The sequence below is a fragment of the Streptomyces dangxiongensis genome (assembly GCF_003675325.1).
GTDB classification, from domain to species: Bacteria; Actinomycetota; Actinomycetes; order Streptomycetales; family Streptomycetaceae; genus Streptomyces; species Streptomyces dangxiongensis.
The window spans coordinates 5,498,280-5,512,925 of sequence record NZ_CP033073.1; the positions used below are offsets into that span (position 1 = coordinate 5,498,280).

Here is a 14,646-nt window from a genome sequence, read left to right on the forward strand (position 1 = left end):
CCCGGGGTGTGACGCGCTTGGCAAAGTCGTTCGAGTGACGTGTCTGCGGATGATTCCGAACGGTACAAACGGGGCACATCGGTGTGAGGTGGGTTACGTAGAATCGGGATACGGTGCCAGAAGTTGCGGCGACCCGGCCGGGATCGTCACCGTTTCGGCGGTCCCGAGGGCCGGGTACTTGCGCGATCCGCCCCGCCCGTGTGGACTACGGCCAATGCTTCGCGCACGCGCGTGGCTGAGATATTCCCAAGACAAGATCAGGAGGCACCCCGTGAGCGCGACCGCGGACCACGCGGAGGAGCGGACGAACCCTGCCGGCAGGCTGGGGTTCCAGCCCGGGCAGGTGGTCCAGGAGATCGGCTACGACGACGACGTCGATCAGGAGCTCCGCGAGGCCATCGAGGAAGCCATCGAGGGCGACCTCATGGACGAGGACTACGACGACGTGGCCGACGCCGTTGTGCTGTGGTTCCGTGATGACGACGGCGACCTGACGGATGCGCTGGTGGATGCCACCACGTACATCGAAGAGGGCGGCATCATCCTGCTCCTCACGCCGAAGACCGGCCGTTCGGGGTACGTGGAGCCGAGCGACATCCAGGACGCCGCCACGACGGCAGGCCTGACCGCGGCCAAGAGCGTCAGTGTCGGCAAGGACTGGAGCGGCAGCCGTCTGGCGACGCCGAAGGCGGCCAAGTCCAAGAAGTGACCGCGTCGTCACCCACGGACGGGCCGGGAACGCCCGGCCCGTCCGTAACCTCCGGGGGATCGCTGCGTAGGGTGGACCACGGCGTTTGCTGTGCCCTCCTCCCCCGACAGCCCACCGAAGGGATGCACGACGATGGCGATCCAGGTCGGAGACAAGGCGCCCGACTTCGAGCTGAAGGACAACCACGGCCGGACCGTGCGGCTCTCGGAGTTCCACGGCGAGAAGAACGTGGTCCTCCTCTTCTATCCCTTCGCCTTCACCGGCGTGTGCACCGGCGAGCTGTGCGAGCTGCGCGACAACCTGCCGCGGTTCTCGGACCGCGACACCACGCTGCTCGCCGTCTCCAACGACTCCATCCACACCCTGCGCGTCTTCGCCGAACAGGAGGGCTTCGAGTACCCCCTGCTGAGCGACTTCTGGCCGCACGGCGAGGTCTCGCGCGCGTACGGCGTCCTCGACGAGGACAAGGGCTGCGCCGTTAGGGGCACTTTCATCATCGACAAGGAGGGCATCGTGCGGTGGACCGTGGTCAACGGCCTGCCGGACGCCCGTGACCTGGGCGAATACGTCAAGGCACTCGACGCCCTCTGAGACGCCCGCTGAGCCGTCCGGCGGCCAGGAACCGCCGGATTCCCATGCTCATGGTCTGCGGGGGGCGGGAACCCGTCACTAGGATCGGCACGTTGATCCCATATCCGAAGAACGACGGGGCCCCCGCCCCCGAACACCACATGGAGGACCCGTGGGAGTCAGCCTCAGCAAGGGCGGCAACGTATCCCTGACGAAGGAGGCCCCGGGCCTGACCGCCGTCATCGTCGGTCTGGGCTGGGACGTGCGCACCACGACCGGCACGGACTTCGACCTCGACGCCAGTGCGCTGCTGCTGAACAACTCCGGCAAGGTCGCGAGCGACCAGCACTTCGTCTTCTTCAACAACCTCAAGAGCCCTGACGGGTCCGTCGAGCACACCGGCGACAACATCACCGGTGAGGGCGAGGGCGACGACGAACAGGTCAAGGTCGACCTGGCCGGCGTCCCGGCCGACGTCGAGAGGATCGTCTTCCCGGTGTCGATCTACGAGGCCGAGAACCGCCAGCAGTCCTTCGGCCAGGTCCGCAACGCCTTCATCCGCGTGGTGAACCAGGCCAACCAGCAGGAGATCGCCCGCTACGACCTCAGCGAGGACGCCTCCACCGAGACCGCCATGGTCTTCGGCGAGCTGTACCGGAACGGCGCGGAGTGGAAGTTCCGCGCCATCGGCCAGGGCTACGCCTCGGGTCTGCGCGGCATCGCCCAGGACTTCGGCGTCAACGTCTGACACCGATCCGCTCCCGCCCCGGCGCCGCACCGTTCGACGGGCGGCGCCGGACGCGCAGCACAACCAGGCAGGCACCACCAGGGGAGGACCAGCATCATGGGCGTCACGCTCGCCAAGGGAGGCAACGTCTCCCTCTCCAAGGCCGCACCGAACCTCACCAACGTCTTGATCGGGCTCGGCTGGGACGCGCGGTCCACCACCGGTGCCCCCTTCGACCTGGACGCCAGCGCGCTGCTGTGCGACGGCACCAACCGGGTGCTCGGCGACGAGTACTTCGTGTTCTACAACCAGCTCACGAGCCCTGAGGGCTCCGTCGAGCACACCGGGGACAACCTCACCGGTGAGGGCGAGGGCGACGACGAGTCGGTCCTGGTGGACCTCGGCAAGGTGCCGGCCCGGTGCGAGAAGATCGTCTTTCCGGTCTCCATCCACATGGCGGACGAGCGCGGCCAGACCTTCGGCCAGGTCTCCAACGCCTTCATCCGCGTCGTGAACCAGGCCGACGGCCAGGAGCTGGCCCGCTACGACCTCAGCGAGGACGCCTCCACCGAGACCGCCATGATTTTCGGCGAGCTGTACCGGTACCAGGGCGAGTGGAAGTTCCGCGCCGTCGGACAGGGGTACGCGTCGGGCCTCCGGGGTATCGCTCTAGACTTCGGAGTCAACGTTTCGTAAAGCCGCGTACGGCATGGGGGAGGCCCTGCCCCAGACAGCGTCTGGGAGGAGCCCCCGACAGATGATGGGGTAGCCAGTGCTTCTGAAAACCTTCGGCTGGTCGTTCGCGATTACCGCGCTCGGTCTGGTCGCTGCGGTGTTCTACGGGGGGTGGACCGCCTTCGGCATCGTGGCGATCCTCGCCGTCCTGGAGATCTCGCTCTCCTTCGACAACGCGGTGGTCAACGCCGGCATCCTGAAGAAGATGAGTGCCTTCTGGCAGAAGATCTTCCTCACGGTCGGCGTTCTCATCGCGGTGTTCGGTATGCGGCTGGTGTTCCCCGTCGTCATCGTGGCGGTCACGGCCAAGATGGGCCCGCTCCAGGCCGTCGACCTCGCGCTCAACGACAAGGACCGCTACCAGCAGCTCGTCACCGACGCGCACCCGGCGATCGCCGCCTTCGGTGGCATGTTCCTGCTGATGATCTTCCTCGACTTCATCTTCGAGGACCGGGACATCCAGTGGCTGCGCTGGATCGAGCGGCCCCTGGCCAAGCTCGGCAAGGTCGACATGCTGGCGGTCTGCATCTCCCTCGTCGTCCTGCTGATCACCTCCTTCACCTTCGCCGCCCACGCCCACCAGCACGGCGGCGCCCACGCCGACAAGGCCCAGACGGTCCTGATCGCCGGCATCGCGGGCCTGATCACCTACATGGTCGTCGGCGGCCTCTCCGGCTACTTCGAGGACAGGCTCGAGGAAGCGGAGGAGCGCGAGCACGAGGAGGAGGAAGAGGCCGCCCGCTCGGGCAAGCAGCGCTCGGCGGTCGTCCTGGCCGGCCAGGCCGCGTTCTTCATGTTCCTCTACCTCGAGGTCCTGGACGCGTCCTTCTCCTTCGACGGCGTCATCGGCGCCTTCGCCATCACCAACGACATCGTCCTGATGGCCCTCGGCCTCGGCATCGGCGCGATGTACGTCCGGTCGCTGACCGTGTACCTGGTCCGCCAGGGCACCCTCGACGACTACGTCTACCTGGAGCACGGCGCCCACTACGCCATCGGCGCCCTGGCCATCATCCTCATGGTCACCATCCGGTACGAGATCAACGAGGTCATCACCGGCCTCGTCGGCGTCATCCTGATCGCCTGGTCGTTCTGGTCCTCCGTCCGCCGCAACCGCGCGCTGGCCGCGGCCGGCGAGGGCACCGGCGACAAGGCCGAGGTCTCCTCCGGGGTGTGACACCCCCGCGGGTGAGGAACGCTCTGAGCGGGGCGGCCGACGCGGGTCGGCCGCCCCGACGGCGTCTGGACGAGCACGCGAGTACCTGGGGGCGGGAATGGGTTTCTTCGACGGACTGCTGGGCGGGCGAACCGCCGACTTCGACTCGGGCAACGCGACCAACGCCATCGAGCTGACCAGACGGCACCAGGCGGTGTCCCTCACCAAGCAGGACGCGGCCACCGGCCACCTGCGCGTCAACCTCACCTGGCGAATGCGCACCTCCGACTTCGACGGGAGCCGGCGCCCCAGCCTGCTGCGGCACCCCTTCAAGGCACTGAAGCCCCCGGAGATCCTCGGCCACGGGCAGAGCATGGTCGACGTCGACCTCGACCTGGGCTGCCTGTACGAACTGGCCGACGGCACCAAGGGCGTCGTCCAGCCCCTCGGCGGCTACCTCGGCGACGTCAACGCCCCGCCGTACATCAAACTCAGCGGCGACGACCGGTTCGGCTCGGGATCCGGCGAGACGATGTACGTCAATCTCGACCACCGGGACGCGCTCAAGCGGCTGCTGGTCTTCGTCTACATCTACGACCGGACGCCCGCCTTCGACCGCACCCACGCGATCGTCACCCTCTACCCGAGCAACGGCCCCCGCATCGAGATAGGCCTGGACGAACGCCACCCCCAGGCCCGCTCCTGCGCCGTGGTCATGATCGAGAACGTGAAGGGCGAACTCGTCGTCCGCCGGGAGGTCAAGTTCGTCTACGGCTTCCAGGGCGAACTGGACCGCCTGTACGGCTGGGGACTGCAGTGGGGCCGGGGCTACAAGACCAAGGTCGACCGGTAGTCACCCCGGTGGCGGGCCCGTAGGCGCCGCCCCTACCGCCCGAGGAACTGCGGGCCCTGCGGCGGCAGCCGGAAGTGCGGGTCCAGCCCCACGGTCGCCGGCAGCGGAACCGGCATCGGCCGGGGGTGCGTCTGCGGAGCCGGCTGCGGGTAGCCGTACGCCTCCTGCGCCGGCACCACGGACGCCGGCAGCTCCGGGGGCAGCGGCCGGGACGCCGGCCCGGCGGGCGTCCACTCCTCCTGGGACTCCTCCGCCGTCCCCTCCGACTCGTCCACCGAGATCCCGAAGTCGGTGGCGAGCCCCTTCAGCCCGTTCGAGTAGCCCTCGCCCAGCGCGCGGAACTTCCACCCCTCCCCGCGCCGGTACAGCTCCCCGCAGATCAGCGCCGTCTCCGCACCGGTCTCCGGCTTGATGTCGAACCGGGCCAGCGGCTCCCCGTCGGCGGCCCCCGCGTCGTACAGCAGGATGCACAGCGCCGGCACCCGGTCGAAGGGGACACCGTCGGCGGAGGCGACCAGCAGGATCCGGCCGACGCTCGGTTCGACACCGGGCAGGTCTGTCTGGATCGTGTCGGTCAGCCCCTCGGCGATCCGCTTCTTGCCCAGCCGCCACACCACCCCGGAGGGGTGCCGGGGCTGGTTGTAGAAGACGAAGTCCTCGTCGGAGCGCACACGGCCGTCGGGGCCCAGCAGCAGCGCCGAGGCGTCCACGTCCGGGACCTCCCGCCCCGGCGTCCAGCGCAGCACCGCGCGGACCGTGGTGGCCTCCAGCGGGACGTTCGACCCCTTCAGCATCGCGTGCGTCATGCGGTCATCCTGCCCTCTCGGTCCTGCTCACGACAATGCGGGGGGCCGAGGCGCCGACATGGGCGGGTTACCGGAAATTCATGCCCACCGGGAACTCCCGACATGGATCCCTACGTACTATTACCGGCCACCCTTTACCGAATCCTCAGACTCGGCTCGCACCCCAGAGGGAGTCTCATGCGTCACTTCGGGCACATCGCCCCGGAGGTGCGTCAGCGCCTCTTCCACCGGGAGCCGTGCGCGTTCACCGCCGACTCCCCGGCCCGGCTGCTCTCCGCGGCCCTGGGCGCCACGCTGTACAGCCCGGCCACCCGGCCCCGGCTGGCCGACGACATCGTCAGACAGGCCGGCCACGGCGTGGTCTCGATGGTGCTCTGCCTGGAGGACTCGATCGGCGACGCGGACGTCGCGGCGGGCGAGGAGAACCTCGTCCGCCAGTTCGCCGCCCTCGCCGCCCATGCCGCCCGGCCCGGCGTGGAACTGCCCCTGCTGTTCATCCGGGTGCGCACCCCCGAACAGATCCCCGACCTCGCCCGGCGCCTCGGCCCGGCCGTGCGCCTGCTGTCCGGTTTCGTGCTGCCCAAGTTCACCGGGGAACGCGGCATCCCGTTCCTGGAGGCCCTGACCGTCGCCGAGGCCGCCGCCGGCCGGCGGCTCTTCGCCATGCCGGTCCTGGAATCCCCCGAACTGCTCTACCTCGAGTCCCGCGTGGACACCCTGGAGGGCATATTCCGCGCGGTCGACAAGTACCGCGAGCGGGTGCTGGCCCTCCGCCTCGGCGTGACCGACTTCTGCTCCTCCTACGGCCTGCGCCGCGCCCCCGACATGACGGCCTACGACGTCCGGATCGTCGCCTCCGTGATCGCCGACGTCGTGAACATGCTCGGCCGCGCCGACGGCACCGGCTTCACCGTCACCGGCCCGGTCTGGGAGTACTTCCGCGTCTCCGAGCGCATGTTCAAGCCGCAGCTCCGGCAGAGCCCCTTCCTGGAGATGCAGGCCGTCGAGCTGCGCGAGAAGCTCATCGAACACGCCATGGACGGCCTGCTCCGCGAGATCTCCCTCGACCAGGCCAACGGTCTCCTCGGCAAGACCTGCATCCACCCCTCCCACGTCCTGCCCGTCCACGCGCTCTCCGTGGTCAGCCACGAGGAGTTCAGCGACGCCCGGGACATCCTGCGGCCCGAACGCGGCGGCGGGGGTGTCCTCAGGTCGGCCTACACGAACAAGATGAACGAGGTGAAGCCGCACCGCGCCTGGGCCGAGCGGACCCTGCTGCGCGCCGAGGTGTTCGGCGTCGCCAACGAGGACGTCGGCTTCGTGGAGCTGCTCGCCGCCGGCATACCCGGCTGACCTTTCCCACCTCTCTCCAAGGAACGCATGAAGAACGCAGTGAACGACGGGGTCTGGTCCGGTAGCTGGGTCGCCGAGCGACTCGGGGTCGGACTCACGGGCGACGACGGGCTGCCGGCCCTGCTCGGACTCGCCCTGCGCCGCAACCCCAAGCGGGCCCACCTGCTGGTCTCGAACGTCCTCGGCAAGCACGTCCCGCAGTCGCCGGCCGTGGTCTACGACCACGGGTTCCGGCTGGGCCGCCGGGTCGCCGGGCTGCTCGGCGGGACGGAGGCGGCCACCGCGGTCGTCCTCGGCTACGCGGAGACCGCGACCGGGCTGGGCCACGCGGTGGCCGACGGCCTCGGTACGGCGCCGTACCTGCACTCCACGCGCCGGCCGGTGGCCGGCGTCGCCCGGGCCGGCGGCTTCGAGGAGTCGCACTCCCACGCCACGTCCCATCTGCTGCTCCCCGAGGATCCCGGGCTGCTGTCCGGCAGCGGGCCGCTGATTCTGGTGGACGACGAGTTCTCCACCGGGAACACGGTCCTGAACACCATCCGTGACCTGCATGAACGGTATCCGCGGCGGCGCTATGTGGTGGTCGCGCTGGTGGACATGCGCGCGCCCGAGGACACCGCCCGGATGGAACGGTTCGCCGCTGAGATCGGGGCGCGGGTGGACCTCGTCGCCGCCGCGTCCGGGACCGTGCGGCTGCCGGAGGGGGTGCTGGAGAAGGGCCAGGAACTGGTCGCGCGGTACACGTCCGCCGCCGACGCCCCGTCCGCGCCCGACGCCTCCCCCCGCACCCCGGGAGAAGCGCACCGGCCGGAGCGGGCCGCCCGGGTCGACCTGCACTGGCCCCCCGGCCTCCCCGACGGCGGCCGGCACGGCTTCACCCCCGCCCACCGCACCCGCCTCGACACCGCGCTGCCCGCCATGGCCACCCGACTGGCCGAGGCGCTGCCCGCCGGCGCCGGCCGCGTCCTCGTGCTCGGGTCCGAGGAGCTGATGTACACCCCGCTGCGCCTCGCCCGCGAGCTGGAACGGCTCCTGCCGGCCGACGTGCGGTTCTCCACCACCACCCGCTCGCCCGTGCTCGCGGTCGACGACCCCGGCTACGCCATCCGCACCCGCCTCGTCTTCCCCGCCCACGACGACCCGGCCGACGGCCCCGGCGAGCGCTACGCCTACAACGTCGCCGGCGCCGGCTTCGACGCCGTCGTCGCCGTGGTCGACTCGGCCGCCGACACCCCCGCCCTGCACGCGCCCGACGGCCTCCTCGCCCGCCTCGCCGCGCACGTCCCGCACGTCCTGCTCGCGGTCGTCCCCTCCTACGTCCCGCACGCACCCGAAAGGCCGGCCATGCTGCCCGAGCCCCTCCGCGGCCCCGCATTCTCCTCGTACGCGCCCGAGGAGGTCGGCTGGCTGCTCCAGGACCTCTCCGACGTCACCCTGGAGGCGCCGACCGAGGAGCGCGAGGAGGCCATCCAGGGCGGCGGCGCGCACTACGCCGAGTCGCTGCCGGTGGAGTACCAGCCCAGCGAGCAGTACCAGCGGCTGTTCCACGCGGCCCTGGACGCCTCGGCCGCGCGGATCGCCCGGGCGGCCGGCGCCGTGACGGAACTGGTCCTGGCGGAGCGCTCGCCGCGCCCGGTGCTGGTCTCCCTCGCCCGCGCGGGCACCCCGGTCGGCATCCTCATGCGCCGCTGGGCGCGGTTCCGGCACGGCCTCGACCTGCCGCACTACGCCGTCTCCATCGTCCGGGGCCGGGGCATCGACGCCAACGCGCTGCGCTGGCTCGCCGCCCACCACGACCCCCGGGACGTCGTCTTCGTGGACGGCTGGACCGGCAAGGGCGCCATCACCCGCGAACTCGCCCAGGCCGTCGAGGAGTTCGAGGAGAAGGAGGGCATCACGGGCTTCGACCCGGAGATCGCCGTCCTCGCCGACCCCGGCGCCTGCGTACGCACCTACGGCACCCGCGAGGACTTCCTCATCCCCTCCGCCTGCCTCAACTCCACGGTGTCCGGCCTGGTCTCCCGCACCGTCCTGCGCGCCGACCTGGTCGGCCCGGACGACTTCCACGGCGCCAAGTTCTACCGTGAACTCGCCGGCTCCGACGTCTCCGGAGCCTTCCTCGACGCCGTCTCCGCCCGCTTCCCGGAGGTCGCCGGCTCGGTCGGCGCGGCGGCCGGGGAACTGATGGCCGAGGACCGCTCGCCCACCTGGGCGGGCTGGCGGGCCGTGGAGCACATCAGCGAGGAGTACGGCATCCAGGACGTGAACCTCGTCAAGCCCGGCGTCGGCGAGACCACCCGGGTGCTGCTGCGCCGGGTGCCGTGGAAGATCCTCGCGCGGGCCGGCGCCGGCGCCGACCTGGACCACGTCCGGCTGCTCGCCGGGCAGCGCGGGGTGCCGGTCGAGGAGGTCGACGGCCTGCCGTACACCTGCGTCGGGCTGATCCACCCCCAGTACACGCGCGGTGCCACGGGCGCCGACGGCCGGGCGGTGACCGCGTGATGCCGGTGCTGGTGGCGAGCGACCTCGACCGTACGCTGATCTACTCCGCCGCGGCCCTCGCGCTGACCATGCCGGACGCTCGGGCACCCCGACTGCTGTGCGTGGAGGTGCACGAGGCGCGACCGCTGTCCTACCTGACGGAGACCGCGGCCCGGCTGCTGACCGACCTCGGCGACGCGGCCGTCTTCGTGCCGACCACGACCCGGACGCGCAAGCAGTACCAGCGCATCAACCTGCCCGGGCCACCGCCGAAGTACGCGATCTGCGCCAACGGCGGCCACCTCCTGGTCGACGGGGTCACCGACGCCGGCTGGCACGCGGCCGTGCAGGCGCGGCTCGCCGACGAGTGCGCACCGCTGGAGGAGATCCGCGAGCACCTGCTGAGGTCCGCCGACCCGGTCTGGGTGCGCAGGCAGCGGGTCGCCGAGGACCTGTTCGCCTACCTCGTGGTCGAGCGCGAGCTGCTGCCCGAGGAGTGGGTCAAGGAGCTGGCGGTGTGGGCGGAGGACCGGGGCTGGACCGTCTCGCTCCAGGGCCGCAAGATCTACGCCGTGCCGAAGCCGCTCACCAAGAGCGCGGCCGTCCGTGAGGTCGCCCGCCGCACCGGCGCGGAGCTGACGCTGGCGGCGGGGGACTCGCTGCTCGACGCGGACCTGCTGCTGGCCGCCGACCGGGGCTGGCGCCCCGGCCACGGCGAATTGGCCGACATCACGTGGAGCGCGCCGCACGTCAGCGCGCTGCCGGAGCGGGGAGTGCTGGCCGGGGAGCGCATCCTGCGGGAGTTCCTGGCGGCGGCGGGGGCGGCGGGGGCCGTGCACGGGTCAACGACGGTTGGCCAACACCTGTAGGCCCACAGATGTTTGCCTACAGGTGTTGGCCTACGGTGGTAGGGCAACGCCTGTAGGCCGACGCCCGTTGGCAGTCACTTGTTGGCAATCATTTGTTGGCGATCACCTGTTTGCCAACGGGTGTCGGCAAACACTTGTTGGCAACCGTCCGTTGGCAATCGCCTCCGCTCAGCCGCAGCACCCTCCGCCGCAGCACCCACCGCCACCGCCACCGCCACCGCCACCGCCTCCGCCGGCGCGGGGCGTCGGGGATGGGGAGGGGGTGCGGGAGACGCCGGCCACGGCCACCGTCGACAGGAGTTTGACCGTGTCGTCGTGGCCCGCGGGGCAGCTCGCGGGGGTGGCGGACTCCGCCATCGGGCGGTTCAGTTCGAAGGTGTCGCCGCAGGTCCGGCAGCGGTACTCGTAGCGAGGCATGAGCCCAGGTTAGTCGTCAAGGACCCCTGGAGGGCATCTCAATGTTCTATGAGTGTTGCTTACTATCCGGCATATGTGCAGGGCATTCGAAAACGTTACTGATAATTTGTGAATGCCGTTGCGAGGATGCTCAGCTCACCCGCGCGAGCAAGACCTAGTGCGGAGGGGGACGCAGGCGTGACCGACGCGTCGCAGGGGGAAGGCGGCTCCATGGGGGATGGCCGGGGCGAGAAGCCGCAGGAGGCCGACGAGACCCTGCATCTGAGAGTGGACGCCCTCAGGGCGGACGAGACCATGCAGTTGCGGGTCACGCCGCCGCCCGAGCGGTCCGCCCCGGCCGGCGGCCGGGCGGAGCGACGGCGTGGCGCGCGCTCCGCCGAGGGCCCCCCGGCGGATGCTTCCGGCCGTTCCTCCGGGGGTCGCGCCTCCGGGGGTCGCGCCTCCGGCCTCTCCGCCGCCCGTGAGCGCGCCGCCGCCGCCCTCGCCCCTCTGGTCGGCCCGCTGGCCCCGTACGCGCGCCGCGTGGCCCCGTACGCGCGCCGGCTGAAGCCGGTCTACCCGCGCCGCGGCCGGGTCGGCTGGCGGCGCTGGATACCCTCCTGGCGCCAGTGGGTCGGCGCCTTCCTGACCTCGTTCGGACTGCTCGGCACCTTCCTCGTGACCGCGTACGCGATGACGGACATACCGAGCAATCTCAATTCGTACGCGACGCAACAGGACAACGTCTACTTCTGGTCCGACGGTACGCCCATGGCCCGGACGGGCTGGGTGCAGCGGCAGGCGATGCCGCTGCGGGACATACCCCCGGACGTCCGCTGGGCGGTGCTCGCGGCGGAGAACGAGAGTTTCTACTCGGACCCGGGGATATCCGCCAAGGGCATCACCCGGGCGCTGTTCCGCACGCTGGGCGAGGGGGACACCGAGGGCGGGTCCACCATCACCCAGCAGTACGTCAAAAACGTTTATCTCACACAGAATCAGACGGTAAGCCGCAAATTCACCGAGGCGATGATCTCCCTCAAGCTCGACAACGCGATGAGCAAGGACCAGATCCTCGAGGGCTATCTCAACACCAGCTGGTTCGGCCGCGGCACCTACGGCATCCAGCGGGCGGCGCAGGCGTACTACGGCAAGGACGTCGGCAAGCTCAACGCCTCCCAGGCGGCCATGCTCGCCTCGCTGCTCAAGGGCGCCGGCCTGTACGACCCGACGCTCGGCAAGGCCAACCACGCGCGGGCGGTGGAGCGCTGGTCCTGGATCCTCGACCGCATGGTCAAGATCGGCAAACTGTCGCCGCAGGAACGGGCGAAGTACACCGAGTTCCCCGAGCCGCTCAAGAGCAACCCGCTGTACGACACCGGTGAGCAGAGCGACTACCTGATGGAGCTGGCGTCGCAGTACGCCAAGAAGGCCGCGCATCTTACGGACAAACAGTTCGACCTGGGCGGTTACCAGATCTACACGACGTTCGACCGCAAGCGGGAGAAGGCGCTGACCGACGCCGTCACCAAGGCCCGTGAGCAGGCGAGGCGGAACGACGCGAAGGTGGCGGCGAACGCCCACTACGGCGGCTCCTCGGTGGCCGCGGACGGGCGCGTCCTCGCCGTCTACGGCGGCCCGGACCACCGTAAGCAGGGCTACAACGACTCCAACGCGACCACCGTCCCGGCCGGCACCGCGTTCACGCCGTTCGTCTACGCCGCCGGACTCGAACACGGCGTCCACACCTCGCGCGGCGGCCCCGCCACGCCCGTCACGCCGGAGTCCGTGTACGACGGCGACGACGGCGTGCCCGTCACCACCCCGGAGGGGCCCTACTGGGACCGCAGCGGCAAGAAGGTCGCCGCGCACAACGACGGCGGGACGTCGTACGGGCGGATCACGCTGCGCGAGGCGATGGCCCGGTCGGTGAACACCCCGTTCATGCAGTTGGGGATGGACGCCGGCCTGACCACGGTGCGCCGGACCGCCGAGGCGTCCGGGCTGCTGTCCTCCAGCATCGGCCCGCAGGTGCCCGCCCTGTCGCTGGGCAACTCCACGCCGAGTGCGATCCGCATGGCCAGCGGCTACGCCACGTTCGCGGCCGGCGGCACCCACACCGAGCCGTACTCGGTGCGCCGCATCACCCGCAACGGCGCCCCGGTCGCCCTGACCGTCCCGCACGCCAGGCGGGCGGTCGGCGCGCAGGTGGCCGAGGAGGTCACCGAGGCGCTCGCCGACTCCTTCCGCACCGCCCATCCCGGGGCGGCGGCCGGCCGGACCGGGGTGTCGGGGAGGGCCGGCACCACCGAGAAGGACACCGCCGCCTGGTACGTCGGCACGGCCGACTCCGTGTCCACCGCGATCGTCGTCTACCGGATCGACCTGGCCAGGTCCCTGGAGCCGCTGCCGCTCGACGGACTGGCCGGCACGTCCGCCGACAGCGTCCCGTACACCCTCTGGTCGGCCGCGACGGGCCTCGGCTGAGACCTGCCCACCTTCCCCTTCCCCAGAATGAGCCGCGCATGCCCCGCAAGATGTCGTCGTCAGGCCGCCGTCGCGCCCCCCGTCGCCGCGGTGCACCCCGCCCCACCCGGCCCCAACTGCTGACCGCCCTGGCGGCGCTCCTCGTCGTGGCGTCGCTGGTGGCCGGTTTCCTGGTGCTGTCCCGCTCGGACAGCACCACGCCGACCGCCTCCGCGGACCGGAAGCCCACGGCCGCACCGAAGGCGACGCCGAGCCCGAGCTGGGACGGCAGGACCAAGATCCTCGGTGACGGCTCGACCTCGTACACGGGCCCGCAGAAGGGGCAGTTGAAGCCGGTGCCGCTCAAACCGGGGGAGACGCCGCCGCAGTTCGTGGTGTTCTCCTGGGACGGCGCGCTGGAGGGCGGCGACCACCTGTTCTCGCACTACCGGGAGCTGGCCGAGCAGTACGACGCCCACATGACGTTCTTCCTCACCGGCATCTACCTGCTGCCCAAGAGCAAGAAGTCGCTCTACCGCGGCCCCATGCACTCGCCCGGCGACGCCGCGATCGACTACGCCACCGACGACCACATACGCACCACGCTGGAGCAGCTTGGCGAGGCGTACAAGGACGGCGACGAGATCGGCACGCACTTCAACGGTCACTTCTGCGAGGCCAAGGGCGGCGGCGACTGGAGCGTGCGGGAGTGGAAGAGCGAGATCGACCAGTTCTTCTCGTTCGTGGAGCACTGGAAGACCAACACCGGCTTCAAGGACCTGCCCCCGCTGCCGTTCGACTTCAAGCAGGAGGTCACCGGGGGCCGGGCGCCCTGCCTGGAGGGCCAGAAGAACCTGCTGAAGGCCATCAAGAGCTACGGCTGGCGCTACGACGCCAGTTCACCGGGCGACTTCCAGATATGGCCGTCGAAGAAGAACGGCATCTGGGACTTCCCGCTCCAGATGCTGCCGTACGAGAGCGGCAAGTACCAGGGCCTGTCGATGGACTTCAACTTCCTCTACAACCAGTCCGAGGGTGAGACCAAGGGCGACCCGGCCAAGTACCCCGAGTGGGAGCAGCAGACCGTCGACTCCTACATGGCCGGCTTCAACCGCGTGTACTACGGCAGCCGGGCACCCCTGTTCATCGGCAACCACTTCGAGGACTGGAACGGTGGCATCTACATGCGGTCCATCGACCAGGTGGTCAAGAACGTCTGCACCAAGAAGGGCGTGAAGTGCGTGTCCTTCAAGGAGCTGTCCGACTGGCTCGACGTGCAGAAGCCGCAGACCCTGGCCGCCCTGCGCAGCCTCGACCCCGCCCAGTCGCCGGACTGGTCGACGGTCGTCAAGTGACCGGCGCACGCCGCTGATTCCACTTGTGCAACCCCCTTCACAACCGGCGCCCGCGCCGTGCGAAGATGCCCCTCCCCGGTAGGTGTACCGGCGTAGAGGGGAAACATCATTGAAATCAAGAAGACTGAGCCGTAAGCGGAGCCGCGCGGCCATAGTCACCGCGGCCGCCG

Annotated in this window: 13 protein-coding genes; 11 read left to right on the forward strand and 2 right to left on the reverse strand. The window is 70.3% G+C overall.

The annotated features are described in order from the left end of the window. The first annotated feature begins 271 nt into the window (after window positions 1-271). The 6 genes from D9753_RS24725 to D9753_RS24750 all read left to right on the forward strand — a co-directional run bounded on the left by D9753_RS24725 (window position 272) and on the right by D9753_RS24750 (window position 4,750). Window positions 272-709 carry a DUF3052 domain-containing protein gene (locus D9753_RS24725; protein WP_205614247.1) on the forward strand — a complete coding sequence of 146 codons (438 nt, stop codon included), beginning with the start codon at window positions 272-274 and terminating at the stop codon, window positions 707-709. A gap of 132 nt (window positions 710-841) precedes the next feature. Continuing rightward, complete coding sequence (locus tag D9753_RS24730) at window positions 842-1,300, forward strand: peroxiredoxin (RefSeq protein ID WP_121788992.1); 459 nt, start codon at window positions 842-844, stop codon at window positions 1,298-1,300. A gap of 151 nt (window positions 1,301-1,451) precedes the next feature. Further along, entirely contained in the window at window positions 1,452-2,027 is a 576-nt protein-coding gene (locus D9753_RS24735) for a TerD family protein (protein WP_121788993.1), read from the forward strand. A gap of 96 nt (window positions 2,028-2,123) precedes the next feature. After that, on the forward strand, window positions 2,124-2,702 hold the full coding sequence (locus D9753_RS24740) for a TerD family protein (protein ID WP_121788994.1): 579 nt from the start codon (window positions 2,124-2,126) through the stop codon (window positions 2,700-2,702). A gap of 76 nt (window positions 2,703-2,778) precedes the next feature. Further along, entirely contained in the window at window positions 2,779-3,918 is a 1,140-nt protein-coding gene (locus D9753_RS24745; protein WP_121788995.1) for a DUF475 domain-containing protein, read from the forward strand. A gap of 97 nt (window positions 3,919-4,015) precedes the next feature. Further along, a complete protein-coding gene (locus D9753_RS24750; RefSeq protein WP_121788996.1) occupies window positions 4,016-4,750 on the forward strand; it encodes a TerD family protein in 735 nt (244 codons plus the stop codon). A 32-nt stretch (window positions 4,751-4,782) separates the two neighbouring features. Here the strand turns inward: D9753_RS24750 and D9753_RS24755 are convergent, their stop codons facing one another. Then, entirely contained in the window at window positions 4,783-5,556 is a 774-nt protein-coding gene (locus tag D9753_RS24755; protein ID WP_121788997.1) for a TerD family protein, read from the reverse strand. A gap of 177 nt (window positions 5,557-5,733) precedes the next feature. Between D9753_RS24755 and D9753_RS24760 the strand changes: the two genes are divergently transcribed. Genes D9753_RS24760 through D9753_RS24770 form a run of 3 tightly spaced genes read left to right on the forward strand, consistent with a single transcriptional unit; the run spans window position 5,734 to window position 10,259 of the window. Further along, the gene (locus D9753_RS24760) at window positions 5,734-6,909 is read left to right on the forward strand and encodes an HpcH/HpaI aldolase/citrate lyase family protein (RefSeq protein WP_121788998.1); all 1,176 of its coding nucleotides are present in this window, start codon (window positions 5,734-5,736) and stop codon (window positions 6,907-6,909) included. Between the two features lie 27 nt (window positions 6,910-6,936). Next, on the forward strand, window positions 6,937-9,411 hold the full coding sequence (locus tag D9753_RS24765) for a phosphoribosyltransferase (protein WP_121788999.1): 2,475 nt from the start codon (window positions 6,937-6,939) through the stop codon (window positions 9,409-9,411). Further along, on the forward strand, window positions 9,411-10,259 hold the full coding sequence (locus tag D9753_RS24770) for an HAD family hydrolase (protein ID WP_121789000.1): 849 nt from the start codon (window positions 9,411-9,413) through the stop codon (window positions 10,257-10,259). The genes D9753_RS24765 and D9753_RS24770 overlap by 1 nt, the downstream gene beginning before the upstream one ends. Before the next feature lie 168 nt (window positions 10,260-10,427). Here D9753_RS24770 and D9753_RS24775 read toward each other — a convergent pair whose 3' ends face one another. Next, complete coding sequence (locus tag D9753_RS24775) at window positions 10,428-10,676, reverse strand: FmdB family zinc ribbon protein (RefSeq protein ID WP_121789001.1); 249 nt, start codon at window positions 10,674-10,676, stop codon at window positions 10,428-10,430. Window positions 10,677-10,853: 177 nt separating this feature from the next. On the opposite strand from D9753_RS24775, the gene D9753_RS24780 reads away from it, so the two are divergent. Continuing rightward, complete coding sequence (locus D9753_RS24780; protein ID WP_394346748.1) at window positions 10,854-13,142, forward strand: transglycosylase domain-containing protein; 2,289 nt, start codon at window positions 10,854-10,856, stop codon at window positions 13,140-13,142. A 38-nt stretch (window positions 13,143-13,180) separates the two neighbouring features. Next, entirely contained in the window at window positions 13,181-14,476 is a 1,296-nt protein-coding gene (locus D9753_RS24785) for a polysaccharide deacetylase family protein (RefSeq protein WP_121789002.1), read from the forward strand. The last annotated feature ends 170 nt before the right edge of the window (window positions 14,477-14,646 follow it).